Here is a 25,304-nt window from a genome sequence, read left to right as displayed (position 1 = left end):
GTGACTGGTAGGATGTCGCCGCGCGGGAGCTTGCTCCCGCGTTGGCGTGTCTGGGGTATGCGAATTTTTACAGCATGCGACAACGCTCGGATGCTGGCGGTGTGAACGGGAATGCTCCTGCTTTCCGAATGACAGTCACCGCGTTTTTGGCCGGGTCCCTGGCTGAAAGCAGTAATGACCAGGATCGTTGAATTGACGTGAGTTGGGTCCGGGCCTGTATTGGGGCTCAACGAGTTTGGCAGGGTTCAGGAGGGCCAGGTCGAACGTCCTTAAGAGTGCAAAGACTTATGGCAAAGCGTGACTATTACGAAGTATTGGGTGTGGAGCGTGGCGCCAGCGAGGCGGAGCTGAAAAAGGCCTACCGTCGGCTGGCGATGAAGCACCACCCGGACCGTAATCCGGATAACAAAGAATCCGAAGAGATGTTCAAAGAGGCCAACGAGGCCTACGAATGCCTGTGTGATCCCAATAAGCGTGCAGCCTACGACCAGTATGGCCATGCCGGCGTCGACCCGAGCATGGGTGGTGGCGGTGGCGGTTTTGGTGGCCAGAACTTCTCCGATATTTTCGGCGACGTATTCAGCGACTTCTTCGGCGGTGGCCGTGGCGGTCAGCGTGGCGGCCCTCAGCGTGGCAGCGACCTGCGTTACACCCTGGAGCTGAACCTGGAAGAGGCCGTGCGCGGCACCAGTGTCAATATCCGTGTGCCGACGCTGGTTAACTGCAAGCCGTGCGATGGCTCCGGTGCGAAGAAAGGCTCCTCGCCGATCACGTGCCCCACCTGTGGCGGTATCGGGCAGGTGCGCATGCAGCAGGGCTTTTTCTCGGTGCAGCAAACCTGCCCGCGTTGCCATGGACAGGGCAAGATCATTTCCGATCCGTGCGATTCCTGCCACGGCGAAGGCCGCGTCGAAGAGTACAAGACGCTGTCGGTGAAAGTGCCGGCGGGTGTGGATACCGGTGATCGTATTCGCCTGTCGGGCGAAGGCGAGGCGGGTGCCCAGGGCGGCCCTACGGGCGACCTGTACGTGGTGATCAATGTGCGCGAGCACTCGATCTTCCAGCGTGACGGCAAACATTTGTTCTGCGAAGTGCCGATCAGCTTTGTTGATGCAGCACTGGGTGGCGAGCTGGAGATTCCGACGCTGGATGGGCGGGTCAAGCTCAAGATTCCCGAGGGGACTCAAACCGGCAAGCAGTTCCGCATTCGTGGCAAGGGCGTTGCGCCCGTGCGCGGTGGCGGTGCTGGCGACCTGATGTGCCGTGTGGCGGTTGAAACCCCGGTGAACCTGAATCGTCGTCAGCGTGAACTGCTGGAAGAGTTCCGCAGCTCGCTGGAAGGCGACGACTCCCACTCGCCGAAGACCACGGGCTTCTTCGACGGTGTAAAACGCTTCTTCGGCGACCTGTAAGGATCTGAATATGCGACGTATAGCCGTAATGGGCGCTGCCGGGCGCATGGGCAAGACGCTGGTCGAGGCGGTGCAGCAACGCTCGCCGGCCTCCGGGCTGACGGCGGCGATTGTTCGCCCAGGCAGTACGTTGATCGGCGCGGACGCGGGTGAGTTGGCCTCATTGGGCCGCATCGGTGTTTCGCTGTCTGGCAACCTCGAGCAGGTGGCTGACGAGTTCGACGTGCTGATCGACTTCACCCTGCCGGAAGTGATGCTGAAAAATCTGGCCTTCTGCCGCAAGGCAGGCAAGGCCATGGTGATCGGCACGACCGGTTTGAGTGCCGAGCAGAAGCAGTTGCTGGTGGAGGCGGGCAAGGATATTCCGATCGTCTTCGCGGCCAATTTCAGCGTGGGTGTGAACCTGTCGCTGAAGTTGCTGGACCTGGCGGCGCGCGTGCTGGGTGATGAGGCGGATATCGAGATTATCGAGACCCACCATCGCCATAAAATCGACGCGCCTTCAGGCACGGCATTGCGCATGGGTGAAGCCATTGCGGATGCGCTGGGTCGCGATCTGTCGAAAGTGGCGGTGTACGGGCGTGAGGGCCATACCGGTGCGCGCGCGCGTGACACCATTGGTTTTGCGACCGTGCGCGGTGGTGATGTGGTCGGTGATCACACGGTGCTGTTCGCTACCGAAGGTGAGCGCCTGGAAATTACCCACAAAGCCTCCAGCCGCATGACCTTCGCCAAGGGCGCGGTGCGTGCCGCGCTCTGGTTGGAAGGGCGTGAGCCAAGCCTGTACGACATGCGTGACGTGCTGGACCTGCACTAACCAGTAGCTAAAACGGGGGCTCAGGATTATCCTGTGGCCCTGTTTTTACCCGCTAGGCGACGTCCTGTCGCATTCCCCTGCCTTTAAGGCTCATTAGCGGTGGACCAAAAAAGCCTTTTTCTGTAAGCTACAGCTTTAGTGTGTCCACTAAAAGCGCGCAGAATAATTCAGTGAAGAAGCGGGGTGACGTGTCCATACGTCACTCCGCTTTTTTACAACCTGCGATCGCCCTTTCAGGCTTTATTTACGGGAGGTCTTCTTGACTAAGCCAGCCATACTCGCCCTTGCTGATGGCAGCATTTTTCGCGGCGAAGCCATTGGAGCCGACGGTCAAACCGTTGGAGAGGTGGTGTTTAACACCGCCATGACCGGCTATCAGGAAATCCTTACCGATCCTTCCTACGCCCAACAGATCGTTACCCTGACCTATCCGCACATCGGCAACACCGGTACTACCCCGGAAGATGTCGAGTCTGATCGTGTCTGGTCGGCGGGCCTGGTGATTCGTGACCTGCCACTGGTTGCGAGCAACTGGCGTAACACGATGTCGCTGTCCGATTACCTGAAAGCCAACAACGTTGTGGCGATCGCCGGTATCGATACGCGCCGCCTCACGCGCATCCTGCGTGAAAAAGGCTCGCAGAACGGCTGCATCATGGTCGGTGACAATATCTCTGAAGAAGCGGCGGTTGCCGCAGCGCAAGGCTTCCCTGGCCTGAAAGGCATGGACCTGGCGAAAGTCGTCAGCGTCAAAGAGAAATACGAGTGGCGTTCCACTGTGTGGGATCTGAAGACCGACAGCCACGCGACTATCGAGGCTGCCGATCTGCCTTACCACGTGGTCGCCTATGACTACGGCGTCAAGTACAACATCCTGCGCATGCTCGTCGAGCGCGGTTGCCGTGTGACCGTGGTGCCCGCGCAAACCCCTGCCAGCGATGTGCTCGCGATGCAGCCGGACGGTGTATTCCTGTCCAACGGCCCGGGTGACCCTGAGCCATGCGACTATGCTATCCAGGCCATCAAGGACGTGCTGGAGACCGACATTCCGGTGTTCGGTATCTGCCTTGGTCACCAGCTGCTGGCTTTGGCCTCCGGCGCCAAGACCCTGAAAATGGGCCACGGCCACCACGGTGCCAACCACCCGGTACAAGACCTGGACACTGGCGTTGTGATGATCACCAGCCAGAACCACGGTTTTGCGGTGGATGAAGCCTCCCTGCCGAGCAACGTGCGCGCCATTCACAAGTCGCTGTTCGACGGTTCCCTGCAAGGCATCGAGCGCACCGACAAGAGCGCGTTCAGCTTCCAGGGCCACCCTGAAGCCAGCCCGGGCCCGAACGACGTAGCGCCGCTGTTCGACCGTTTCATCAATGAGATGGCCAAGCGACGCTGACTGAGTGGCCTGCGGGCGGCCCCGGATTGCGGTGGCCCCTGCAGGCTCTTCAAAGATTGTTCAAGACGGCTTGCCGACTGACCTGCGGATTTGAGTGACAAACCCATGCCAAAACGTACAGACATAAAAAGCATCCTGATTCTCGGCGCTGGCCCGATCGTGATCGGCCAGGCCTGCGAATTCGACTACTCCGGCGCCCAGGCCTGTAAAGCCCTGCGCGAGGAGGGCTACCGCGTCATCCTGGTGAACTCCAACCCAGCCACCATCATGACTGACCCGGCCATGGCCGACGCCACCTACATCGAGCCGATCAAGTGGCAGACCGTTGCCAAGATCATCGAGAAAGAGCGTCCGGACGCGCTGCTGCCAACCATGGGCGGCCAGACCGCTCTGAACTGCGCCCTGGACCTGGAGCGCGAAGGCGTCCTGGAAAAGTTCGGCGTAGAGATGATCGGTGCCAATGCCGACACCATCGACAAGGCTGAAGACCGTTCGCGTTTCGACAAGGCCATGAAGTCCATCGGCCTGGCGTGCCCGCGTTCCGGTATCGCCCACAGCATGGAAGAAGCCAACGCGGTCCTCGAGACCCTGGGCTTCCCGTGCATCATCCGTCCGTCCTTCACCATGGGCGGCACCGGCGGCGGTATCGCTTACAACCGCGAAGAGTTCGAAGAAATCTGTGCTCGCGGCCTGGACCTGTCGCCGACCAAAGAGCTGCTGATCGACGAATCCCTGATTGGCTGGAAAGAATATGAGATGGAGGTTGTCCGCGATAAGAAGGACAACTGCATCATCGTCTGCTCTATCGAAAACTTCGACCCGATGGGCGTGCACACCGGTGACTCGATCACCGTGGCGCCAGCACAGACCCTGACCGACAAGGAATACCAGATCCTGCGTAACGCCTCCCTGGCGGTATTGCGCGAGATCGGCGTTGAAACCGGCGGTTCCAACGTTCAGTTCGGCATCTGCCCAGACACCGGCCGCATGGTCGTGATCGAGATGAACCCACGTGTATCGCGTTCTTCGGCGTTGGCCTCGAAAGCGACCGGCTTCCCGATTGCGCGTATCGCTGCCAAGCTGGCTATCGGCTACACCCTGGACGAGCTGCAAAACGAAATCACCGGCGGCGCGATGCCGGCGTCTTTCGAGCCGTCTATCGACTACGTCGTGACCAAGCTGCCGCGCTTTGCCTTCGAGAAATTCGCCAAGGCGGATGCACGCCTGACCACCCAGATGAAGTCGGTCGGTGAAGTCATGGCAATCGGCCGCACGTTCCAGGAATCCCTGCAGAAAGCCCTGCGCGGTCTGGAAGTGGGTGTTTGCGGCCTGGACGAGAAGCTCGACCTGAGCAACCCGGAAAGCATGAGCATCCTCAAGCGCGAGCTGACCGTGCCGGGCGCCGAGCGTATCTGGTACGTGGCGGACGCCTTCCGTGCCGGCCTGAGCGTCGAAGATATCTTCGGCATGAACATGATCGACCCGTGGTTCCTGGTGCAGATCGAAGATCTGATCAAGGAAGAAGAGAAGGTCAAGACGCTGGGTCTGTCGTCTATCGACCGCGACTTGATGTTCCGCCTCAAGCGCAAAGGCTTCTCCGACCAGCGTCTGGCCAAGCTGCTGGGTGTGACCGAGAAGAACCTGCGTACTCATCGCCACAAGCTGGATATCTTCCCGGTCTACAAGCGCGTTGACACCTGCGCCGCGGAATTCGCCACCGACACGGCCTACATGTACTCCACCTATGAGGAAGAGTGCGAAGCCGCGCCGACGGGCCGCGACAAGATCATCATCCTGGGTGGCGGTCCGAACCGTATCGGCCAGGGTATCGAGTTCGACTATTGCTGCGTACACGCCGCCCTCGCCCTGCGCGAAGACGGGTACGAGACCATCATGGTCAACTGCAACCCGGAAACGGTTTCCACTGACTACGACACTTCCGACCGCCTGTACTTCGAGCCGGTAACCCTGGAAGACGTCTTGGAAATCTGCCGCGTCGAGAAGCCTAAAGGCGTGATCGTCCAGTACGGCGGCCAGACCCCGCTGAAACTGGCGCGTGCCCTCGAAGCCGCCGGCGTGCCGATCATCGGTACCAGCCCTGATGCGATTGACCGTGCCGAAGACCGTGAGCGCTTCCAGCAGATGGTTGAGCGCCTGAACCTGCGCCAGCCGCCGAACGCCACAGTGCGCAGCGAAGACGAAGCCATCCGTGCGGCCAGCAAGATCGGCTACCCGCTGGTGGTGCGTCCGTCCTACGTACTGGGCGGCCGGGCGATGGAAATCGTCTACGAAGAAGAAGAGCTCAAGCGTTACCTGCGTGATGCGGTGAAAGTCTCCAACGACAGCCCGGTGCTGCTGGACCACTTCCTCAACTGCGCCATCGAAATGGACGTGGATGCGGTCTGCGACGGCACCGATGTAGTGATCGGCGCCATCATGCAGCACATCGAACAAGCTGGTGTTCACTCCGGTGACTCGGCCTGCTCGCTGCCGCCGTACTCGCTGCCGGCGCACATCCAGGACGAGATGCGCGAACAGGTCAAGAAGATGGCCCTGGAGCTGGGCGTTGTCGGCCTGATGAACGTACAGTTGGCACTGCAAGGCGAAGACATCTACGTCATTGAAGTCAACCCGCGTGCTTCGCGTACCGTACCGTTCGTGTCCAAGTGCATCGGTGTGTCCCTGGCCATGATCGCTGCGCGTGTGATGGCCGGTAAGACCCTGAAGGAAATCGGCTTTACCAAGGAAATCATTCCGAACTTCTACAGTGTGAAAGAGGCGGTGTTCCCATTCGCCAAATTCCCTGGCGTGGACCCGATCCTGGGCCCGGAGATGAAGTCCACCGGTGAAGTGATGGGCGTGGGCGATACCTTCGGTGAAGCATTCGCCAAGGCCCAGATGGGCGCCAGCGAAGTGCTGCCGACCGGCGGTACTGCGTTTATCAGCGTGCGTGATGACGACAAGCCACTGGTTGCAGGGGTTGCCCGCGATCTGATCAACTTGGGCTTTGAAGTCGTGGCTACCGCCGGGACCGCCAAGCTGATCGAAGCTGCCGGCCTGAAAGTACGCCGCGTGAACAAGGTGACGGAAGGCCGTCCGCATGTGGTCGACATGATCAAGAATGACGAAGTCACCCTGATCATCAACACCACCGAAGGTCGTCAGTCGATCGCGGACTCCTATTCCATTCGTCGTAATGCCTTGCAGCACAAGATTTACTGCACCACTACCATTGCTGCTGGCGAAGCTATCTGTGAAGCGCTCAAGTTCGGTCCGGAAAAGACCGTGCGTCGCTTGCAGGATCTACACGCAGGATTGAAGGCATGATCAAATACCCAATGACCGTCCAGGGCGCTAAGGCCCTGGAAGAGGAACACGCCCATCTGACCAAGGTCGTACGTCCAAAGCTGAGCCAGGACATCGGTACGGCCCGCGAGCTGGGTGACTTGAAGGAAAACGCCGAATACCACGCTGCTCGCGAGCAGCAGGGTATGGTTGAGGCGCGGATTCGTGACATCGAGGGCCGGATTCAGAATCAGGTCATCATTGATGTCACCTCCATCCCTCATACCGGTAAAGTGATTTTCGGCACCACTGTTGAGATCGCCAACGTCGAGACTGATGAGCGCGTTGTCTATCACATCGTGGGTGAGGATGAAGCTGACTTCAAACTCGGCAAGATCTCTGTTGGTTCGCCGCTGGCCCGCGCCTTGATTGCCAAGGAAGAGGGTGATGTGGTGGCCGTCAAGACGCCGGGTGGCGTGATCGAGTACGAGATTGTCGAAGTTCGTCACATCTGAAAGACGGCGCCCGCTGCGTGCGGGCGCCATGCTTTGGCAGCTCTCTCAGATGCTTTGGGTGGGCGGCCTATGGCTGTTACATATTGGTGTATTGCCGGCGTTGGGCCTGATCGGCCTGGCGCCGCTGCTGATCGATGAGATCGACGGATTGCTGAGTGCGCTGCTGGTGGGTTTTGCGGCGGCGTGCGTGATGCTTCAGGTGTTGGTGCTGGTCAAGGCTGAAGGCCTGAAGAGTTTGTGGCGGGATATTCGCGGGCAACTGCTGTTGATGGCGCTGTATGCATGCGCAATGTTTTGCGTGGTGCATGTGTGGCTGCCGCAAGCGTTGCGCTGGCAGTTATTCAGCTATCTTGTGCTAGGGTTCTCTGGCCTGGTGCTGGTTATGCAGCCTGCGCCGGGATGGAGTGGCGGGGCGCGCGAAGCACGCCCTTGACCCTTTTCATCATTTGAAGCGATGAACGTTCGACAGTTGCTTGTTGACGCTGAAGTTCTTGCGATACAGCAGCGCCATCTTGCCGATGACCTGAACCAGGTCCGCTTTGCCCACCTTGCACAATTCTGCAACGGCGGCCAGGCGCGCTTCGCGATCAAGGATGTTGACCTTGATCTTGATCAGTTCGTGATCGTTCAGTGCGCGCTCGAATTCGGCTAGCACACCCTCAGTCAAACCGTTGTCTGCCACAATCAGAACTGGTTTCAGATGGTGGCCAATGGATTTGTACTGTTTCTTCTGCTCTTGAGTGAGCGGCATAATCTGACCCCTGCGTCTGATCTTGTAAAAAGCGGCGGCCAGTTTACCCGAGCGAGTCCGGGACCGCCCAGTTAATCACGACCCGTTTTATTTTTTCGAGGTGGCCCGTGGCCCGTTCCAAAACCAGCCTTAAGTGGCTACAAGAACATTTCAATGATCCTTACGTCAAAAAGGCGCAAAAGGACGGCTATCGTTCCCGGGCCAGCTACAAGCTGCTGGAGATCCAGGACAAGGACAAATTGATCCGTCCAGGCATGAGCGTTATCGATCTCGGCGCGGCCCCCGGTGGCTGGTCCCAGGTGACCAGTCGTCTGATTGGTGGGCAAGGTCGATTGATCGCTTCGGACATCCTTGAGATGGACAGCATCCCGGACGTGACCTTTGTTCACGGCGATTTTACCGAGGACAAGGTATTGGCCGAGATCCTGGAGGCTGTGGGAAATTCGCAGGTAGACCTTGTGATTTCCGACATGGCCCCCAATATGAGTGGATTACCGGCTGTTGATATGCCGCGTGCCATGTTCCTGTGTGAGCTGGCGCTGGATTTGGCAGGTCGGGTGTTACGTCCGGGTGGTGATTTCCTGGTGAAGGTGTTCCAGGGCGAAGGTTTCGACGAGTACCACAAGAACATTCGCAAGTTGTTCGACAAGGTGCAGACCCGCAAACCGGACTCTTCCCGTGACCGGTCCAGGGAGCAGTATCTGCTGTGCCGTGGGTACCGTGGCGTCGAAGGCGCGGCGAGTGAAGAGCGTTTTTGAGAAATTCGAGGGGGGCGATAGGTTTTTTTATATCGCTTTCGTCATGAAGCTTTACGAATATTGCGTAGTCAAAGTTTCACAAAGGGTTACAGACGGCGCCTGCCAGAGTTGTAGGTAATGTAGTAAGTTAGGCCGGTGAATATCATGCGAAGCGCGCGCCAGTAGCGGAGCTTGCTTCAGAGGGTAGTTAATTGAACGATATGGCAAAGAATCTGATCCTGTGGTTGATCATCGCGGCTGTCCTGGTGACGGTGATGAACAACTTCTCCAGCCCTAACGAGCCGCAGACCCTCAACTATTCCGACTTCATCCAGCAAGTTAAGGATGGCAAGGTCGAGCGCGTAGCGGTTGATGGCTACGTGATTACCGGTAAGCGCAACGATGGCGACAGCTTCAAGACCATTCGTCCTGCCATTCAGGACAACGGTCTCATCGGTGACCTGGTGGATAACAAGGTCGTTGTGGAAGGCAAGCAGCCTGAACAGCAAAGCATCTGGACCCAACTCCTGGTAGCCAGCTTCCCGATCCTGGTGATTATCGCCGTGTTCATGTTCTTCATGCGCCAGATGCAAGGCGGTGCGGGAGGCAAGGGCGGGCCGATGAGCTTTGGTAAAAGCAAGGCGCGCCTGCTCTCTGAAGACCAGGTAAAAACCACTTTGGCTGACGTTGCAGGTTGCGACGAAGCCAAGGAAGAAGTCGGCGAGTTGGTCGAGTTCCTGCGTGACCCGGGCAAGTTCCAGCGCCTGGGTGGCCGTATTCCTCGCGGTGTGCTGATGGTGGGCCCACCGGGTACCGGTAAAACCTTGCTGGCCAAGGCGATTGCCGGCGAAGCCAAGGTGCCTTTCTTCACAATTTCCGGTTCTGACTTCGTCGAAATGTTTGTCGGCGTCGGCGCCAGCCGTGTTCGCGATATGTTCGAGCAGGCCAAGAAGCACGCGCCATGCATCATCTTCATCGACGAAATCGATGCCGTTGGTCGCCATCGTGGCGCTGGCATGGGTGGCGGTCACGATGAGCGTGAGCAGACCCTCAACCAGTTGCTGGTAGAGATGGATGGTTTCGAGATGAATGACGGCATTATCGTCATCGCCGCAACCAACCGTCCGGACGTGCTGGACCCTGCGTTGCTGCGTCCGGGCCGTTTCGACCGCCAGGTTGTGGTCGGCCTGCCGGACATCCGTGGCCGTGAGCAGATCCTGAAAGTACACATGCGCAAGGTGCCGATGGGTGACGACGTAGCTCCGGCTGTGATCGCCCGTGGTACTCCTGGCTTCTCCGGTGCTGACCTGGCAAACCTGGTCAACGAGGCTTCGCTGTTCGCTGCCCGTACTGGCAAGCGCATCGTTGAGATGAAAGAGTTCGAATTGGCGAAAGACAAGATCATGATGGGCGCCGAGCGCAAATCCATGGTCATGTCCGAGAAAGAGAAGCAGAACACCGCTTATCACGAGGCTGGTCACGCCATTGTAGGTCGCGTTGTGCCAGAGCATGACCCCGTCTACAAAGTGTCGATCATTCCCCGTGGTCGGGCACTGGGCGTGACCATGTTCCTGCCGGAAGAGGATCGCTACAGCCTCTCCAAGCGTGCGCTGATCAGCCAGATCTGCTCGCTGTATGGTGGCCGTATTGCTGAAGAAATGACCCTTGGCTTCGACGGTGTGACCACTGGCGCCTCCAACGACATCATGCGTGCCAGCCAGATCGCACGAAACATGGTGACCAAGTGGGGCTTGTCGGAAAAACTCGGCCCATTGATGTACGCCGAAGAAGAAGGCGAAGTGTTCCTGGGTCGTGGCGGCGGTGGGCAAAGCGCCAGCTTCTCGGGTGAGACAGCCAAACTGATCGACTCCGAGGTTCGCAGCATCATTGACCAGTGCTACGGCACGGCCAAGCAGATCCTGACTGACAACCGTGACAAGCTGGACGCCATGGCTGATGCGTTGATGAAGTACGAAACCATCGACGCCGACCAGATCGACGACATCATGGCGGGCCGTGCGCCGCGTGAACCGCGTGACTGGGAAGGTGGTTCGGGTACTTCGGGCACTCCGCCTGTGGTGCAAAATGAGCGCCCTGAAACGCCTATCGGCGGCCCGGCAGCTGATCACTAAGGTTTGAAATGACTTCTGCTTTGTCCTCTACCCGGTTGCCTTGCGGCAACCGGGTTCTTGATTTGGCCCGGACGCATGTCATGGGCATCCTCAATGTAACCCCTGACTCCTTTTCCGATGGTGGCCGCTTCAGCCAGCTGGACGCCGCGTTGCGCCACGCCGAGGCGATGGTGGCTGCCGGTGCGACGTTGATTGATGTGGGAGGGGAATCGACCCGCCCTGGCGCCCGCGTTGTTTCTCCATTGGAGGAGCTGGAGCGTGTGGCGCCGGTGGTTGAGCGCATTGCCCGTGAGCTGGATGTCATCATCTCGGTAGACACCTCCACCCCGGCAGTGATGCGCGAAACCGCGCGTCTCGGGGCTGGTTTGATCAACGATGTGCGTTCTTTGCAGCGCGACGGCGCCCTTGATGCGGCCGCTGCAACCGGCTTGCCTGTCTGCCTGATGCATATGCTGGGTGAGCCCGGCAACATGCAGGACAATCCGCATTACGACGACCTGGTTGGCGAGGTGAGTGGGTTTCTTGCTGAGAGGGTTGCCCAGTGTGTAGCTGTGGGTATTGCGCCCGAACAGATCATCCTTGATCCGGGGTTTGGCTTTGCCAAGACCTTGCAGCACAATCTAAGCCTGTTCAAACACATGGAAGCCTTGCACGCCCTTGGTCGCCCGCTGTTGGTCGGCGTTTCGCGCAAGAGCATGATAGGGCTCGCCTTGAATCGCCCGGTCGGCGAACGGCTGTATGGCGGCCTGGCGCTTGCGGCGCTTGCCGTGACCAAGGGCGCACGTATTTTGCGTGTGCATGATGTCGCCGAAACGGTCGATGTGGTGCGCATGCTCGCTGCTGTAGAATCAGCCGAATAAGAATGATGGAGCACTTATGACTAAGAAATATTTTGGCACCGACGGCATTCGTGGTCGGGTCGGCGAATTCCCGATCACCCCTGATTTCATGCTCAAGCTGGGTTGGGCGGCAGGCATGGCGTTCCGTAGCATGGGCGCGTGTCGCATCCTGGTGGGCAAGGACACCCGTATTTCGGGCTACATGTTTGAATCCGCGCTGGAGGCCGGCCTGTCCGCCGCCGGCGCCGACGTGATGCTGCTGGGCCCTATGCCCACGCCGGCAATCGCTTACCTGACGCGTACCTTCCACGCTGAAGCCGGTATTGTGATCAGCGCCTCCCACAATCCTCATGATGACAATGGCATCAAGTTTTTCTCGGGGCAGGGCACCAAGCTGCCTGACGAGATCGAGCTGATGATCGAAGAGTTGCTGGATGCGCCGATGACGGTGGTTGAGTCCAGCAAGCTGGGCAAGGTGTCGCGCATTAACGACGCGTCAGGTCGCTATATCGAATTTTGTAAAAGCAGTGTTCCGAGCAGCACCAATTTTGCGGGCTTGAAGATTGTTGTCGATTGCGCCCATGGGGCGACCTACAAGGTGGCGCCGAGCGTCTTCAAGGAACTGGGTGCACAGGTCACCGTGCTGTCGGCTCAGCCTAACGGCTTGAACATCAACGACAACTGCGGTTCCACCCACATGGAGCAGCTGCAAGCTGCAGTGCTGGCTGAGCATGCGGACCTGGGCATCGCTTTTGACGGCGATGGCGACCGTGTCCTGATGGTGGATCACACCGGCACGATCGTGGATGGTGATGATCTGTTGTTCATCATTGCCCGTGACCTGCATGAGCGTAACAAGCTGCAAGGTGGCGTGGTCGGCACCCTGATGAGTAATCTCGGGCTGGAATTGGCGTTGGCAGAACTGGGGATTCCCTTTATTCGCGCCAATGTCGGTGACCGCTACGTGATCGCCGAGCTGCTGGAGCGTAACTGGTTGGTTGGCGGTGAGAATTCCGGTCATGTGGTCTGCTTCCAGCACACCACCACGGGTGACGCGATCATCGCCGCGCTACAGGTGCTGTTGGCCCTGCGTCGCCGCGAGGAGAGCCTGGCCCAGGCGCGTCAAGCCCTGCGCAAGTGCCCGCAAGTGCTGCTCAATGTGCGTTTTGCCGGTGGCGAAAACCCCATCGAGCACCCTGCTGTCAAAGAGGCTTGCGAACGCGTGACCCAGGCAATGGCGGGGCGCGGGCGTGTGTTGCTGCGCAAGTCCGGCACAGAGCCGTTGGTGCGCGTGATGGTCGAAGGCGAGGACGAAACACAGGTTCGCGGCCATGCCGAAGACCTGGCAAAACTGGTAACTGAAGTTTGCGCCTGAATTCGGCTTGCCAGTGGTGATGTGGTTGGGTAACATCTGCGCCCACTTTGACCGACGGGGTACAGCATGCGTCGCACTATGGTAGCTGGTAACTGGAAGATGCACGGTACCCGCGCCAGTGTCGCTGAGCTGATCAACGGCCTTCGTCACTTGGCCTTGCCTAGCGGTGTTGACGTCGCGGTGTTCCCGCCTTGCTTGCATATCAACCAAGTGGTTGATGGCTTGAAAGGTAAGTCGATTCAGGTCGGCGCGCAGAACTCTGCGGTAGAGCCGATGCAAGGTGCGTTGACCGGCGAGATTTCGCCGAGTCAGCTGGTTGATGCGGGTTGTTCCTATGTGCTTGTCGGGCACTCCGAGCGTCGCCAGATGATGGGCGAGCGGGATGGGACGCTCAACCGCAAGTTCGCCGCAGCACAGGCTTGTGGCTTGATTCCGGTGTTGTGCATTGGGGAGACCCTTGAGCAGCGCGAATCGGGCAAGACTCTTGAAGTTGTCTCGCGTCAGCTGGGCAGCATCATCGAGGAGCTGGGTGTAGGTGCATTTGCAAAAGCAGTTATTGCTTACGAGCCGGTCTGGGCCATTGGCACCGGGCTGACTGCTACACCGCAACAGGCGCAGGATGTGCACGCAGCCATCCGCGCGCAGTTGGCGGCAGAGAATTCTGAAGTCGCACAAGGTGTGCGGCTTCTATACGGCGGCAGCGTGAAGGCGGCCAATGCGGTCGAACTGTTCGGCATGCCGGATATCGATGGGGGGCTCATTGGTGGAGCTTCCCTGAATGCAGATGAGTTCGGTGCGATCTGTCGCGCCGCGGGAAACTGAAAAAATGCTGGAAACAGTCGTAGTCGTTTTTCATCTGTTGGCTGCCCTGAGCGTAGTTGCTCTGGTTTTGTTGCAACAGGGTAAAGGTGCGGATGCTGGTGCGTCTTTCGGTGCAGGTGCTTCAAATACTGTGTTCGGAAGCCAAGGTTCCTCTACCTTTCTTAGTAAGTTTACTGCTATACTTGCCGCAGGTTTCTTCATAACCAGCTTAGGGTTAGGTTACTTTGCTAAAGAGAAAGCTCATGTGCTGACTCAAGTAGGTTTGCCAAACCCAGCAGTGTTGGAAGTTCCAAAAGCAAAACCGGCTTCTGATGATGTCCCGGTGCTTCAAGAGCAAAAGTCGGCTACTCCAGCGACTGACGTACCTCCAGCTCAAGAGCAGAAGTAAGAAGGGTTGTAAACGCTGTATTGCCGAGGTGGTGGAATTGGTAGACACGCAACCTTGAGGTGGTTGTGCCCATAGGGTGTAGGGGTTCGAGTCCCCTTCTCGGTACCAATTATCAGGAGAGCCCGCTGTTGCGGGCTTTCTTGTAGGTGGAAGGTTACATTGACCCTGTAAGGGATCGGTCGTATACTTCCGCCCCAGCTTTGTCGCGGGGTGGAGCAGTCTGGTAGCTCGTCGGGCTCATAACCCGAAGGTCGTCGGTTCAAATCCGGCCCCCGCAACCAGTTTTAGCGGAGCCCCTTTTAAGGGGCTTTTTGTTAGCTGGACACTTTCAACGCCGCTGTTCGACGGCGTTTCAAGGATGGGCGTTTCGCCCATTTTTTTATTTTGCACAGCATGCACATACATGCACGAGGGGGTTCAGGTGTCGAGCAAGCTAGAAGAGTTGCAGGCCTTGTTGGCCCCGGTGGTCGTGGCCCTAGGCTATGAATGCTGGGGTATTGAGTTTTCGGCTCAAGGTCGCCACTCAATGTTGCGCGTTTATATCGATAAAGAGGGCGGCGTGCTGGTGGACGATTGTGCCATCGTCAGCCGTCAGATCAGCGGTGTGCTGGATGTTGAAGATCCAATCTCCGTTGAATACACCCTTGAGGTTTCCTCGCCAGGCATGGAACGCCCACTGTTCACTCTCGAGCAGTTTGCTAAATATGCCGGTGAACAAGTGAAGATCAAGCTGCGCTCCCCCTTTGAAGGGCGACGCAACTTTCAGGGCCTTCTGCGCAGTGTAGAAGATCAGGATGTCGTGGTGCAGGTAGAAGACCATGAGTTCCTGTTGCCGATCGATATGATCGACAAGGCCAACATTATTCCCAGTTTTGACTGAGACGCGGATCCCGCGGATCCAATGGCTTGCGAAAGGCGAGGCGTACGATGAGCAAAGAAGTACTGCTGGTTGTTGAGTCGGTATCCAATGAAAAGGGTGTACCGGCAAGCGTGATTTTTGAAGCGTTGGAGCTGGCCCTGGCCACTGCTACCAAGAAACGGTTTGAAGACGAAGTAGATCTGCGTGTGGAAATCAACCGCCACACCGGTGCCTATGAGACTTTCCGTCGCTGGACGGTGGTCGAAGAGGACGATCTTGATGATCCGGCCATCGAAACCTGGCCAAGCAAGGTTGCGCAAACGCATCCGGGCGCTCAGGTTGGCGATGTTGTCGAAGAAAAGATCGAGTCGATCGAATTCGGCCGTATTGCTGCACAGACCGCCAAGCAGGTCATCGTGCAGAAGGTTCGCGAAGCCGAGCGCGCTCAAGTCGTTGACGCCTATCGCGAACGCCTGGGTGAAATCATCTCCGGCACCGTGAAAAAAGTTACCCGCGACAACGTGATCGTCGACCTGGGCAACAACGCCGAAGCGTTGCTGGCCCGCGAAGACATCATCTCTCGCGAAACCTTCCGTGTCGGCGTGCGCTTGCGTGCGCTGCTCAAGGAAATCCGCACCGAGAACCGCGGCCCACAGTTGATCCTGTCGCGTACCGCGCCGGAAATGCTGATCGAGCTGTTCCGTATCGAAGTGCCGGAAATCGCCGAAGGCCTGATCGAAGTGATGGCTGCGTCCCGTGACCCGGGTTCGCGTGCCAAGATCGCGGTCCGCTCCAAGGACAAACGCATCGACCCGCAAGGCGCTTGCATCGGTATGCGCGGTTCGCGCGTCCAGGCAGTGTCGGGCGAATTGGGCGGTGAGCGTGTGGACATCGTCCTGTGGGACGATAACCCGGCGCAGTTCGTGATCAACGCCATGTCGCCAGCTGAAGTGGCGGCAATTATCGTTGACGAAGATGCCCATGCAATGGACATCGCCGTTGGCGCAGACAATCTGGCTCAGGCCATTGGTCGTGGTGGTCAGAACGTGCGTCTGGCCAGCCAACTGACCGGCTGGACCCTGAACGTGATGACCGAATCGGACATCCAGGCTAAGCAGCAAGCTGAAACCGGTGACATCCTGCGCAACTTCATCGAAGAGTTGGAAGTCGATGAAGAACTGGCACAGGTGCTGGTAGATGAAGGCTTCACCAGCCTGGAAGAGATTGCCTACGTACCGTTGGAAGAAATGCTCAACATCGACGGCTTTGACGAGGATATCGTCAACGAGCTCCGCGCTCGGGCCAAGGATCGTTTGTTGACTAAAGCCATCGCTACTGAGGAAAAGCTGGCAGACGCCCATCCGGCCGAAGACCTGCTCTCGCTTGAGGGTATGGACAAGGATTTGGCGATGGAACTGGCGGTGCGCGGCGTAATTACCCGCGAAGACCTGGCCGAGCAGTCTATTGACGATCTGCTCGACATCGACGGCATTGACGAAGATCGTGCCGGCAAGTTGATCATGGCCGCCCGAGCCCATTGGTTCGAGTAATTAGGCGCGGCCTGAGGAGAGAAGTGCATGACGCAAGTCACGGTGAAACAACTGGCCGATGAGGTCAAAACACCGGTAGAGCGCCTGTTGCAGCAGATGCGTGAGGCAGGTCTGCCGCACACCGCCGCCGATGAAGGTGTGAGCGATAGTGAGAAGCAGTCTTTGCTGACTCACTTGAAGAGCAGCCACAAGGCGAAAGTGGAAGAACCGCGCAAGATTACATTGCAGCGCAAAACCACCAGCACCCTGCGGGTTGCAGGTAGCAAGAGCATCAGCGTTGAAGTACGCAAGAAAAAAGTCTTCGTACAGCGCAGCCCGGAAGAAATCGAAGCCGAGCGCAAACGCGAGCTGGAAGAACGTCGCGCAGTAGAAAACGCTGCACGTCAGAAGGCTGAAGAAGAAGCCAAGCGTCGCGCCGAAGAAGAAGCGCGTCGCCAGCCTGCTGCTGCGCAACCTGCTGCCACTGACGCGGTCGCCGCCCCTGTTGAAGCTGTGCGTGAGGCTGCCCCGGCTGCCGCTGCACCTGCTCCTGCAGCAGACGCCCGCAAGCGCGACGAACCTCGTCGTCCGGACAAACCACGTGCTGACGACAACAATCGTCGCGGTGGTGGTGGCGATGGCGAGCGTAAAAACGCTCCGCACCGCGCCTCGGTCAAAGAGAAAGCGCCTGCGCCACGCGTTGCCCCACGTACCACCGACGAAGAAAGCGATGGCTTCCGTCGTGGTGGTCGCGGTAAAGCCAAGCTGAAGAAGCGCAACGCCCACGGTTTCCAGAGCCCAACCGGCCCTGTCGTGCGTGAAGTGAAGATCGGCGAGACCATCACTGTGGGCGATCTGGCCCAGCAGATGTCGGTCAAGGCTGCTGAAATCATCAAGTTCATGTTCAAGCTGGGCACTCCAGCCACCATCAACCAGGTACTGGACCAGGAAACTGCCCAGTTGGTTGCTGAAGAGCTGGGCCACAAAGTGACCCTGGTCAGCGACACCGCCCTGGAAGATTCCCTGGCCGAGTCCCTGAAGTTTGAAGGTGAAGCGGTATCCCGTGCGCCAGTTGTGACCGTAATGGGCCACGTTGACCACGGTAAGACTTCCCTGCTCGACTACATCCGTCGTGCCAAGGTTGCCGCAGGCGAAGCCGGTGGTATTACCCAGCACATCGGTGCATACCACGTTGAAACCGAGCGCGGCATGGTCACCTTCCTCGACACCCCAGGTCACGCCGCGTTTACCGCAATGCGTGCCCGTGGTGCCAAGGCGACCGACATCGTGATCCTGGTGGTTGCAGCGGACGACGGCGTAATGCCGCAGACCATTGAAGCTGTCCAGCACGCCAAGGCTGCCGGTGTTCCTCTGGTCGTTGCCGTGAACAAAATCGACAAGCCGGGCGCTGATCTCGATCGCATCCGTAGCGAACTGTCGGTTCACGGCGTGACGTCCGAGGAATGGGGTGGCGAGACGCCATTCGTATCGGTCTCGGCGAAAATGGGTACCGGCGTTGACGAACTGCTCGAAGCAGTCCTGTTGCAAGCCGAAGTCCTGGAACTGACCGCTACTCCATCGGCTCCTGGCCGTGGCGTCGTGGTTGAGTCCCGTCTCGACAAGGGCCGTGGCCCGGTTGCTACCGTGCTGGTTCAAGACGGTACCCTGCGCCAAGGCGACATGGTGCTGGTCGGTTCGAACTACGGCCGTGTACGTGCCATGCTCGACGAGAACGGCAAGCCAATCAAGGAAGCCGGTCCTGCCATCCCAGTCGAGATTCTCGGCCTGGACGGTACGCCGGACGCTGGCGACGAGATGAGCGTAGTGGCTGACGAGAAGAAAGCCCGTGAAGTGGCTCTGTTCCGTCAAGGCAAGTTCCGCGAGGTCAAGCTGGCCCGTGCTCACGCCGGCAAGCTGGAAAACATCTTCGAGAACATGGGCCAGGAAGAGAAGAAGACGCTTAACATCGTCCTCAAGTCTGACGTTCGTGGTTCCCTCGAAGCGTTGAACGGCGCCTTGAACGGCCTGGGTAACGACGAAGTGCAAGTGCGCGTTGTCGGTGGCGGTGTCGGTGGTATCACCGAATCCGACGCCAACCTGGCACTGGCCTCCAACGCTGTACTGTTCGGCTTCAACGTGCGTGCCGATGCTGGCGCTCGCAAGATCGTCGAGCAGGAAGGCCTGGACATGCGTTACTACAACGTCATCTACGACATCATCGAAGACGTCAAGAAAGCCCTTACCGGCATGCTTGGCAGCGACGTCCGGGAGAACATCCTGGGTATCGCCGAGGTGCGTGACGTGTTCCGCTCGCCGAAATTCGGTGCGATCGCCGGCTGTATGGTGGTTGAAGGCACTGTGTACCGTAACCGTCCAATCCGTGTACTGCGTGAAGACATCGTTATCTTCGAAGGCGAGCTGGAATCCCTGCGCCGCTTCAAGGATGACGCTGCCGAAGTACGTGCCGGCATGGAATGCGGTATCGGCGTCAAGAGCTACAACGACGTCAAGGTTGGCGACAAGATCGAAGTCTTCGAGAAGGTTCAGGTTGCTCGCAGCCTCTAACTCGCGCACTTCAGGAGCCGCGCAGCGTGTGGGCATGCAGATGCCCCGCGCAGCGTCAGGACTCTAAACGCAACGCCCGGTCTGGCTTTTGTCAGGCCGGGCGTTTGCCGCTTTCAGACCCCACGGGTTTCACCGTGTGGCAGTAACAGGTAACAAGACATGGCAAAAGAATACAGCCGTACCCAGCGTATCGGCGATCAGATGCAGCGTGAGCTGGCCCAGCTGATCCGCCGCGAAGTCAAAGACCCACGCGTTGGCCTGGTCACCATTACCGCTGTTGAAGTGAGCCGTGACGTGGGTCACGCCAAGATCTTCATCACCGTGATGGGGCAGGACAACAGCGAAGAAATCGCGCAAAGCATCAAGGTGCTCAACTCCGCCGCAGGTTTCCTGCGTATGCAGTTGGCCCGTGAAATGAAGCTGCGCAGCGTTCCGCAGTTGCACTTCCACTACGACGAAAGCGTCGTGCGTGGCGCGCACCTGTCGGCCCTGATCGAACGCGCCGTGGCTGAAGACAGCCAGCATCCGTCCACACCTGAAGACGCCAAGGAGTAAGCGGTGGCTCAGGTCAAACGTATCCGTCGCAACGTCAGTGGCATCATTCTGCTCGACAAACCCATTGGCTTTACCTCCAATGCCGCGTTGCAGAAGGTTCGCTGGCTGCTCAATGCCGAGAAGGCCGGACATACCGGCAGCCTTGATCCATTGGCCACCGGTGTATTGCCGTTGTGCTTTGGCGAGGCCACCAAGTTTTCGCAATACCTGCTTGATTCCGACAAGGGTTACGAAACCCTGATGCAACTGGGCAAGACCACCACCACGGCAGATGCCGAAGGTGATGTTTTGCAGGTTCGTGACGTGACCGTTGGTCGTGCGGATATCGAAGCTGCCTTACCCGCTTTTCGTGGGCAAATCAGTCAGATACCGCCGATGTACTCGGCACTCAAGCGTGATGGCCAGCCACTTTACAAGCTGGCACGTGCGGGCGAAGTAGTGGAGCGCGAACCGCGTTCTGTTACTATTGCGCGCTTGGAATTGCTCGCTTGTGAAGGCGACACTGCCCGTTTGGCCGTGGACTGCAGCAAAGGCACCTATATCCGTACCCTGGTGGAAGATATTGGTGAAAAGCTCGGTTGCGGCGCGTACGTTGCAGAACTGCGACGCACCCAGGCCGGGCCTTTCAGCCTGGCCCAGACGGTCACGCTGGAAGAGTTGGAAGCGGTACATGCCGAAGGCGGCAATGAAGCGGTTGATCGCTTCCTGATGCCATCGGACAGCGGTTTGCTCGATTGGCCGCTGCTGCACTTCTCGGAGCACAGCGCGTTCTACTGGCTCAACGGCCAGCCGGTACGCGCCCCGGATGCCCCGAAGTTCGGCATGGTGCGAGTACAGGATCATAACGGTCGCTTTATCGGTATCGGTGAAGTGAGCGAAGACGGGCGCATCGCGCCGCGTCGGCTGATTCGGTCAGAATGACCGAACGAGTGTGGCTGTTAACAGGCATGGTCAACACTCATTTTTAGATACAGGGATTTGTCCCTGGCCTGTTGAAACTGCCCTTTGGGTGGTTTCCTGAAAAAAGGATTGCCTCATGGCTCTCGACGTTCAAGAAAAAGCACAAATCGTAGCTGACTATCAGCAAGCTGTTGGTGACACTGGTTCGCCAGAAGTGCAAGTTGCACTGCTGACCCACAACATCAACAAACTGCAAGGTCACTTCAAGGCCAACGGTAAAGACCACCACTCCCGTCGTGGTCTGATCCGCATGGTAAACCAGCGCCGTAAGCTGCTGGACTACCTGAAAGGCAAGGATCTGGGTCGTTATCAGACTCTGATCGGTCGCCTGGGTCTGCGTCGCTAAGTAAGCGATTGCGCTAGAGGTTGGTTGTCTGCCGCGTGTCATCGGGATTCCCGTTGGCCCGTGGTAGGCTCCCAGCCTCAAGTTTTATCTGGATACACGTTTTACCCTGGACGAGCGTCGGGCCGATTCCCGGCATTGCCCAAGAATTTCGCAAGAAGACAAGTTCCCCCAAGAGCCACAAAGAAGGTAGGACACCGTGAACCCGGTTATCAAAAAATTCCAGTTCGGTCAGTCGACCGTTACCCTCGAGACAGGCCGTATCGCCCGTCAAGCCTCCGGCGCAGTGCTGGTTACCGTTGACGACGACGTGACCGTATTGGTGACCGTTGTTGGCGCCAAGACCGCTGACCCGAGCAAGGGCTTCTTCCCTCTGTCCGTTCACTACCAGGAAAAGACTTACGCTGCCGGTAAGATCCCTGGCGGTTTCTTCAAGCGCGAAGGCCGTCCTTCCGAGAAAGAAACCCTGACTTCCCGACTGATCGACCGTCCGATCCGTCCGCTGTTCCCAGAAGGCTTCATGAACGAAGTGCAGGTTGTCTGCACCGTCGTTTCCACCAGCAAGAAGACCGATCCGGACATCGCTGCGATGATCGGTACCTCGGCTGCCCTGGCCATCTCCGGCATTCCTTTCGATGGCCCGATCGGCGCTGCCCGCGTTGCGTTCCACGAAAGCACCGGCTACCTGCTGAACCCGACTTACGAGCAACAGAAAGCCTCGAGCCTGGACATGGTCGTTGCCGGTACGTCCGAAGCCGTATTGATGGTTGAATCGGAAGCCAAAGAGCTGACCGAAGACCAGATGCTGGGTGCCGTACTGTTTGCTCACGACGAGTTCCAGGTTGTGATCAACGCGGTTAAAGAATTGGCTGCCGAAGCTGCCAAGCCAACCTGGACCTGGGCTGCTGCCCCGGAAGCCACCGAGCTGCTGGGCGCTATCCGCTCCGAGTTCGGCGCTGCCATCTCCGACGCCTACACCATCACCGTCAAGGCCGACCGTTACGCTCGCCTGGGCGAGTTGAAAGACCAGGTCGTGGCCAAGCTGTCTGGCGAAGAAGGCCAGCCTTCTTCCAGCGAAGTCAAAGCGGCTTTCGGTGAGATCGAATACCGCACCGTTCGCGAAAACATCGTTAACGGCAAGCCACGTATCGACGGTCGCGACACCCGCACCGTACGCCCGCTGAACATCGAAGTCGGCGTACTGCCCAAGACCCACGGTTCGGCGCTGTTCACCCGTGGCGAAACCCAGGCCCTGGTCGTTGCGACCCTGGGTACTGCCCGTGACGCACAACTGCTGGACACCCTGGAAGGCGAGAAAAAAGACCCCTTCATGCTGCACTACAACTTCCCTCCGTTCTCGGTGGGCGAGTGTGGTCGTATGGGCGGTGCAGGTCGTCGCGAAATCGGTCACGGCCGTCTGGCCCGCCGTTCGGTTCAGGCCATGCTGCCTGCCGCTGACGTGTTCCCGTACACCATCCGTGTTGTATCGGAAATCACCGAGTCCAACGGTTCCAGCTCCATGGCTTCGGTCTGCGGTGCTTCCCTGGCGCTGATGGACGCTGGTGTGCCAATGAAGGCGCCGGTTGCCGGTATCGCCATGGGCCTGGTTAAAGAAGGCGAGAAGTTCGCCATCCTGACCGACATCCTGGGTGACGAAGACCACCTGGGCGACATGGACTTCAAAGTAGCCGGTACCGCTAAAGGTGTGACCGCGCTGCAGATGGACATCAAGATCAAAGGCATCACCGAAGAGATCATGGAGATCGCTCTGGGCCAAGCCCTGGAAGCGCGCCTGAACATCCTCGGCCAGATGAACCAGATCATTGGTCAGTCCCGCACCGAACTGTCGGAAAATGCTCCGACCATGATCGCGATGAAAATCGACACCGACAAAATCCGTGATGTTATCGGTAAAGGCGGCGCGACGATCCGTGCGATCTGTGAAGAAACCAAGGCTTCGATCGACATCGAAGACGACGGCTCGATCAAGATCTTCGGCGAAACCAAGGAAGCGGCTGAAGCAGCACGCCAGCGGGTCCTGGGTATCACCGCTGAAGCCGAGATCGGCAAAATCTACGTCGGCAAGGTTGAGCGCATCGTCGACTTCGGCGCGTTCGTCAACATCCTCCCGGGCAAAGACGGTCTGGTTCACATCTCCATGCTGAGCGATGCTCGCGTTGAGAAAGTGACCGACATTCTGAAAGAAGGCCAGGAAGTGGAAGTGCTGGTACTGGACGTGGACAACCGCGGCCGTATCAAGCTGTCCATCAAGGACGTTGCAGCAGCCAAGGCTTCGGGCGTTTAAACACCCGCAGGCTTTACGCTGAAAAAAAGGACTCTTCGGAGTCCTTTTTTTATGGGCGCAAGAAAATGAAGCAGAATCAGCTGTTTAGCGCTGCCCAAAAGCCGCAACTTGCATGCAGGCACGATGAGCTTCATGCAAGTTGCACGATTTCGAAAATTCATGCTTTTCATAAGTCATTGTTTAATAAGGGATTTAATCTGCTCGGTAACTTGGCACACTGCCTGCAATATCCCTGGTAGCGCTGCAGCATGAAGGTTTACGCCTGCAGACTTTTAATAAAACAGGAGTTACTCGTATGAAGAAGTTCGCTCTCGCTACTGCTACCGCTCTGACCCTGGCCATGGGTGCTAACGTAGCCTTTGCTCAGACTTCCCAAGCCCCTATGACTTTGGCGGCCGGTGAAGCGACCAAGGCTAAGGAAAGCGTTTCGGATACTTGGATCACCACTAAAGTCAAAGCTGACCTGCTGACCGAAAAAGGCATTCCAGGTTCGGACATCAAGGTTGAGACCAACAAAGGTGTGGTTTCCCTGTCCTCCGACGTCGCTATCTCGGATTCGCAGAAAGCTACTGCTGTAAACATCACCAAGAAAATCAAAGGTGTGACTGCAGTTTCCGCTGACGGCCTGCTGGCTGGCGGTGCTACCAAGGCTGACGGCATCGACAAAACCAAAGGCGCTGCCCACGACGCTAAAGAGACCACCAGCGATACCTGGATCACTACCAAAGTGAAGGCTGACCTGGTAACTGAAAAAGGTATTCCTGGCACCGACATCAAGGTTGAAACCAACAAGGGTGTTGTATCCCTGTCGTCGCCTACCGCTGTGACTGCTGCGCAGAAAGCAACCGCTGTAGAGATCACCAAGAAAATCAAAGGCGTTAAAGCTGTATCGGCCGATGGCCTGAAAGCAGAGTAATGCTGAACGTTTCGTTTGGACTGAATAGCGGCGGCTTAGGGTGAGTTAGATATCCACCTGACGCACCTCTGGAGTTCATGCGACCGACCACACGGATGTGGTCATTACAGGCCCCGGCACTTGTGCCGGGGCCTGTTCTATTTCCGGCTGAAACAGAATGATCAGGCCCAAAAAATGTGGGAGCTGCCTGCGATACGCATAGGTGTCTACACAACTTCGCAGCGACGCTGAACCTGTGGCGAGGGAGCTTGCTCCCGTGACGGCCTACCAATCGACGCAGATGTGCCTGACACACCACGATCCAAATGTGGGAGCTGGCTTGCCTGCGATAGCGGCCTGACAGCCGACGCCCAGCTACCTGACACTCCAACGATCCTACTGTGGGAGCGGGCTTGCTCGCGAAGGCGGCCTGGCATTCAACCACAGTTGGATTGTGTACATATCCATTGCTGCGGTAACGGCTGCTTAGGGTTCCGCTCTGACAGCGGCTCACTTTTGAAAAGCGCAAAAGTAAGCAAAACGCTCTTGCCCCACCACTCGGCACCTCGCTTAGGCTCGGTGTGCCCGTAATCCGCCAGTGATTTGGGGGGCCGCCGCCACGCGCCATCCATGGCGCGGGGCGGCTAAACCGGCATCCCTGCCGGTTTACCCCCCAAATCCCTGTCGAATTCCGGCCAGCGTGGTTTGACGGGGCGCCTAAATCAAAAGCAGATCAAGAGCGGCTCGCTTCGCATCGTGGTTACCGTTGGCTGCTGCAACCTACAAAATTGTGTAGATACCTATGCTGCGATGCGGGCACCTCG

The 25,304-nt window shown here is 58.1% G+C and carries 21 protein-coding genes and 2 tRNA genes; 22 read left to right on the top strand and 1 reads right to left on the bottom strand.

Annotated elements, in window-relative coordinates:
• The first annotated feature begins 287 nt into the window (after window positions 1-287).
• The 6 genes from dnaJ to ACWHXD_RS26765 all read left to right on the top strand — a co-directional run bounded on the left by dnaJ (window position 288) and on the right by ACWHXD_RS26765 (window position 7,858).
• Entirely contained in the window at window positions 288-1,412 is a 1,125-nt protein-coding gene (dnaJ, locus tag ACWHXD_RS26790) for a molecular chaperone DnaJ (protein ID WP_032895267.1), read from the top strand.
• A 10-nt stretch (window positions 1,413-1,422) separates the two neighbouring features.
• Window positions 1,423-2,229: a 4-hydroxy-tetrahydrodipicolinate reductase gene (dapB, locus tag ACWHXD_RS26785; RefSeq protein ID WP_032895268.1), complete on the top strand. Its 807-nt coding sequence runs from the start codon at window positions 1,423-1,425 to the stop codon at window positions 2,227-2,229.
• A gap of 259 nt (window positions 2,230-2,488) precedes the next feature.
• The gene (gene carA / locus ACWHXD_RS26780; protein WP_032895270.1) at window positions 2,489-3,625 is read left to right on the top strand and encodes a glutamine-hydrolyzing carbamoyl-phosphate synthase small subunit; all 1,137 of its coding nucleotides are present in this window, start codon (window positions 2,489-2,491) and stop codon (window positions 3,623-3,625) included.
• 105 nt (window positions 3,626-3,730) lie between these two features.
• Complete coding sequence (gene carB, locus ACWHXD_RS26775; protein ID WP_003194205.1) at window positions 3,731-6,952, top strand: carbamoyl-phosphate synthase large subunit; 3,222 nt, start codon at window positions 3,731-3,733, stop codon at window positions 6,950-6,952.
• The gene (gene greA / locus ACWHXD_RS26770) at window positions 6,949-7,425 is read left to right on the top strand and encodes a transcription elongation factor GreA (protein ID WP_003194203.1); all 477 of its coding nucleotides are present in this window, start codon (window positions 6,949-6,951) and stop codon (window positions 7,423-7,425) included. Before carB ends, greA begins: the two co-directional genes overlap by 4 nt.
• 28 nt (window positions 7,426-7,453) lie before the next feature.
• On the top strand, window positions 7,454-7,858 hold the full coding sequence (locus tag ACWHXD_RS26765; protein WP_138761955.1) for an MFS transporter: 405 nt from the start codon (window positions 7,454-7,456) through the stop codon (window positions 7,856-7,858).
• A gap of 9 nt (window positions 7,859-7,867) precedes the next feature.
• Here ACWHXD_RS26765 and ACWHXD_RS26760 read toward each other — a convergent pair whose 3' ends face one another.
• Entirely contained in the window at window positions 7,868-8,176 is a 309-nt protein-coding gene (locus tag ACWHXD_RS26760) for a YhbY family RNA-binding protein (RefSeq protein WP_003176146.1), read from the bottom strand.
• A gap of 107 nt (window positions 8,177-8,283) precedes the next feature.
• Here ACWHXD_RS26760 and rlmE point away from each other — a divergent pair, with 107 nt between their 5' ends.
• The 16 genes from rlmE to ACWHXD_RS26680 all read left to right on the top strand — a co-directional run bounded on the left by rlmE (window position 8,284) and on the right by ACWHXD_RS26680 (window position 24,501).
• A complete protein-coding gene (gene rlmE, locus ACWHXD_RS26755; RefSeq protein ID WP_003194199.1) occupies window positions 8,284-8,934 on the top strand; it encodes a 23S rRNA (uridine(2552)-2'-O)-methyltransferase RlmE in 651 nt (216 codons plus the stop codon).
• A gap of 200 nt (window positions 8,935-9,134) precedes the next feature.
• A complete protein-coding gene (ftsH, locus tag ACWHXD_RS26750; RefSeq protein WP_032895273.1) occupies window positions 9,135-11,045 on the top strand; it encodes an ATP-dependent zinc metalloprotease FtsH in 1,911 nt (636 codons plus the stop codon).
• 8 nt (window positions 11,046-11,053) lie between these two features.
• Window positions 11,054-11,905, top strand: coding sequence for a dihydropteroate synthase (gene folP / locus ACWHXD_RS26745; RefSeq protein ID WP_032895274.1), 852 nt, complete (start codon window positions 11,054-11,056; stop codon window positions 11,903-11,905).
• 16 nt (window positions 11,906-11,921) lie between these two features.
• Window positions 11,922-13,259 (top strand): phosphoglucosamine mutase, encoded by a 1,338-nt coding sequence (gene glmM, locus ACWHXD_RS26740; RefSeq protein ID WP_003194195.1) that lies wholly within the window; start codon window positions 11,922-11,924, stop codon window positions 13,257-13,259.
• A gap of 66 nt (window positions 13,260-13,325) precedes the next feature.
• On the top strand, window positions 13,326-14,081 hold the full coding sequence (tpiA, locus tag ACWHXD_RS26735) for a triose-phosphate isomerase (protein ID WP_003194193.1): 756 nt from the start codon (window positions 13,326-13,328) through the stop codon (window positions 14,079-14,081).
• Between the two features lie 4 nt (window positions 14,082-14,085).
• Window positions 14,086-14,469, top strand: a complete 384-nt coding sequence (gene secG, locus ACWHXD_RS26730) for a preprotein translocase subunit SecG (RefSeq protein ID WP_003194191.1) — start codon at window positions 14,086-14,088, stop codon at window positions 14,467-14,469.
• Between the two features lie 22 nt (window positions 14,470-14,491).
• Window positions 14,492-14,577, top strand: a tRNA-Leu gene (locus ACWHXD_RS26725).
• 96 nt (window positions 14,578-14,673) lie between these two features.
• Window positions 14,674-14,750 (top strand) — tRNA-Met (locus tag ACWHXD_RS26720).
• 140 nt (window positions 14,751-14,890) lie between these two features.
• Window positions 14,891-15,349, top strand: a complete 459-nt coding sequence (gene rimP, locus ACWHXD_RS26715) for a ribosome maturation factor RimP (RefSeq protein WP_032897769.1) — start codon at window positions 14,891-14,893, stop codon at window positions 15,347-15,349.
• Window positions 15,350-15,396: 47 nt separating this feature from the next.
• Entirely contained in the window at window positions 15,397-16,878 is a 1,482-nt protein-coding gene (nusA, locus tag ACWHXD_RS26710) for a transcription termination factor NusA (RefSeq protein WP_003194187.1), read from the top strand.
• A 27-nt stretch (window positions 16,879-16,905) separates the two neighbouring features.
• Window positions 16,906-19,422, top strand: coding sequence for a translation initiation factor IF-2 (gene infB / locus ACWHXD_RS26705; RefSeq protein WP_003194185.1), 2,517 nt, complete (start codon window positions 16,906-16,908; stop codon window positions 19,420-19,422).
• A 159-nt stretch (window positions 19,423-19,581) separates the two neighbouring features.
• Window positions 19,582-19,977, top strand: a complete 396-nt coding sequence (gene rbfA / locus ACWHXD_RS26700) for a 30S ribosome-binding factor RbfA (RefSeq protein ID WP_003176137.1) — start codon at window positions 19,582-19,584, stop codon at window positions 19,975-19,977.
• A gap of 3 nt (window positions 19,978-19,980) precedes the next feature.
• Complete coding sequence (gene truB / locus ACWHXD_RS26695; protein ID WP_014719950.1) at window positions 19,981-20,898, top strand: tRNA pseudouridine(55) synthase TruB; 918 nt, start codon at window positions 19,981-19,983, stop codon at window positions 20,896-20,898.
• A 115-nt stretch (window positions 20,899-21,013) separates the two neighbouring features.
• Window positions 21,014-21,283, top strand: coding sequence for a 30S ribosomal protein S15 (gene rpsO / locus ACWHXD_RS26690; RefSeq protein WP_003177875.1), 270 nt, complete (start codon window positions 21,014-21,016; stop codon window positions 21,281-21,283).
• A 196-nt stretch (window positions 21,284-21,479) separates the two neighbouring features.
• Complete coding sequence (gene pnp, locus ACWHXD_RS26685) at window positions 21,480-23,585, top strand: polyribonucleotide nucleotidyltransferase (RefSeq protein WP_003194180.1); 2,106 nt, start codon at window positions 21,480-21,482, stop codon at window positions 23,583-23,585.
• A gap of 295 nt (window positions 23,586-23,880) precedes the next feature.
• On the top strand, window positions 23,881-24,501 hold the full coding sequence (locus ACWHXD_RS26680; protein ID WP_032895276.1) for a BON domain-containing protein: 621 nt from the start codon (window positions 23,881-23,883) through the stop codon (window positions 24,499-24,501).
• Window positions 24,502-25,304 lie beyond the last annotated feature (803 nt).

Source organism: Pseudomonas fjordensis (assembly GCF_976987115.1).
This window is presented reverse-complemented; position numbering and strand designations above follow the sequence as displayed.

Coding starts and splice junctions, on each gene's coding strand:
- dnaJ (WP_032895267.1), top strand. CDS start 288: ATGGCAAAGCGTGACTATTACGAAGTATTGGGTGTGGAGCGTGGCGCC.
- dapB (WP_032895268.1), top strand. CDS start 1,423: ATGCGACGTATAGCCGTAATGGGCGCTGCCGGGCGCATGGGCAAGACG.
- carB (WP_003194205.1), top strand. CDS start 3,731: ATGCCAAAACGTACAGACATAAAAAGCATCCTGATTCTCGGCGCTGGC.
- greA (WP_003194203.1), top strand. CDS start 6,949: ATGATCAAATACCCAATGACCGTCCAGGGCGCTAAGGCCCTGGAAGAG.
- ACWHXD_RS26765 (WP_138761955.1), top strand. CDS start 7,454: ATGCTTTGGCAGCTCTCTCAGATGCTTTGGGTGGGCGGCCTATGGCTG.
- ACWHXD_RS26760 (WP_003176146.1), bottom strand. CDS start 8,176: ATGCCGCTCACTCAAGAGCAGAAGAAACAGTACAAATCCATTGGCCAC.
- ftsH (WP_032895273.1), top strand. CDS start 9,135: ATGGCAAAGAATCTGATCCTGTGGTTGATCATCGCGGCTGTCCTGGTG.
- folP (WP_032895274.1), top strand. CDS start 11,054: ATGACTTCTGCTTTGTCCTCTACCCGGTTGCCTTGCGGCAACCGGGTT.
- glmM (WP_003194195.1), top strand. CDS start 11,922: ATGACTAAGAAATATTTTGGCACCGACGGCATTCGTGGTCGGGTCGGC.
- tpiA (WP_003194193.1), top strand. CDS start 13,326: ATGCGTCGCACTATGGTAGCTGGTAACTGGAAGATGCACGGTACCCGC.
- secG (WP_003194191.1), top strand. CDS start 14,086: ATGCTGGAAACAGTCGTAGTCGTTTTTCATCTGTTGGCTGCCCTGAGC.
- nusA (WP_003194187.1), top strand. CDS start 15,397: ATGAGCAAAGAAGTACTGCTGGTTGTTGAGTCGGTATCCAATGAAAAG.
- infB (WP_003194185.1), top strand. CDS start 16,906: ATGACGCAAGTCACGGTGAAACAACTGGCCGATGAGGTCAAAACACCG.
- rbfA (WP_003176137.1), top strand. CDS start 19,582: ATGGCAAAAGAATACAGCCGTACCCAGCGTATCGGCGATCAGATGCAG.
- rpsO (WP_003177875.1), top strand. CDS start 21,014: ATGGCTCTCGACGTTCAAGAAAAAGCACAAATCGTAGCTGACTATCAG.
- ACWHXD_RS26680 (WP_032895276.1), top strand. CDS start 23,881: ATGAAGAAGTTCGCTCTCGCTACTGCTACCGCTCTGACCCTGGCCATG.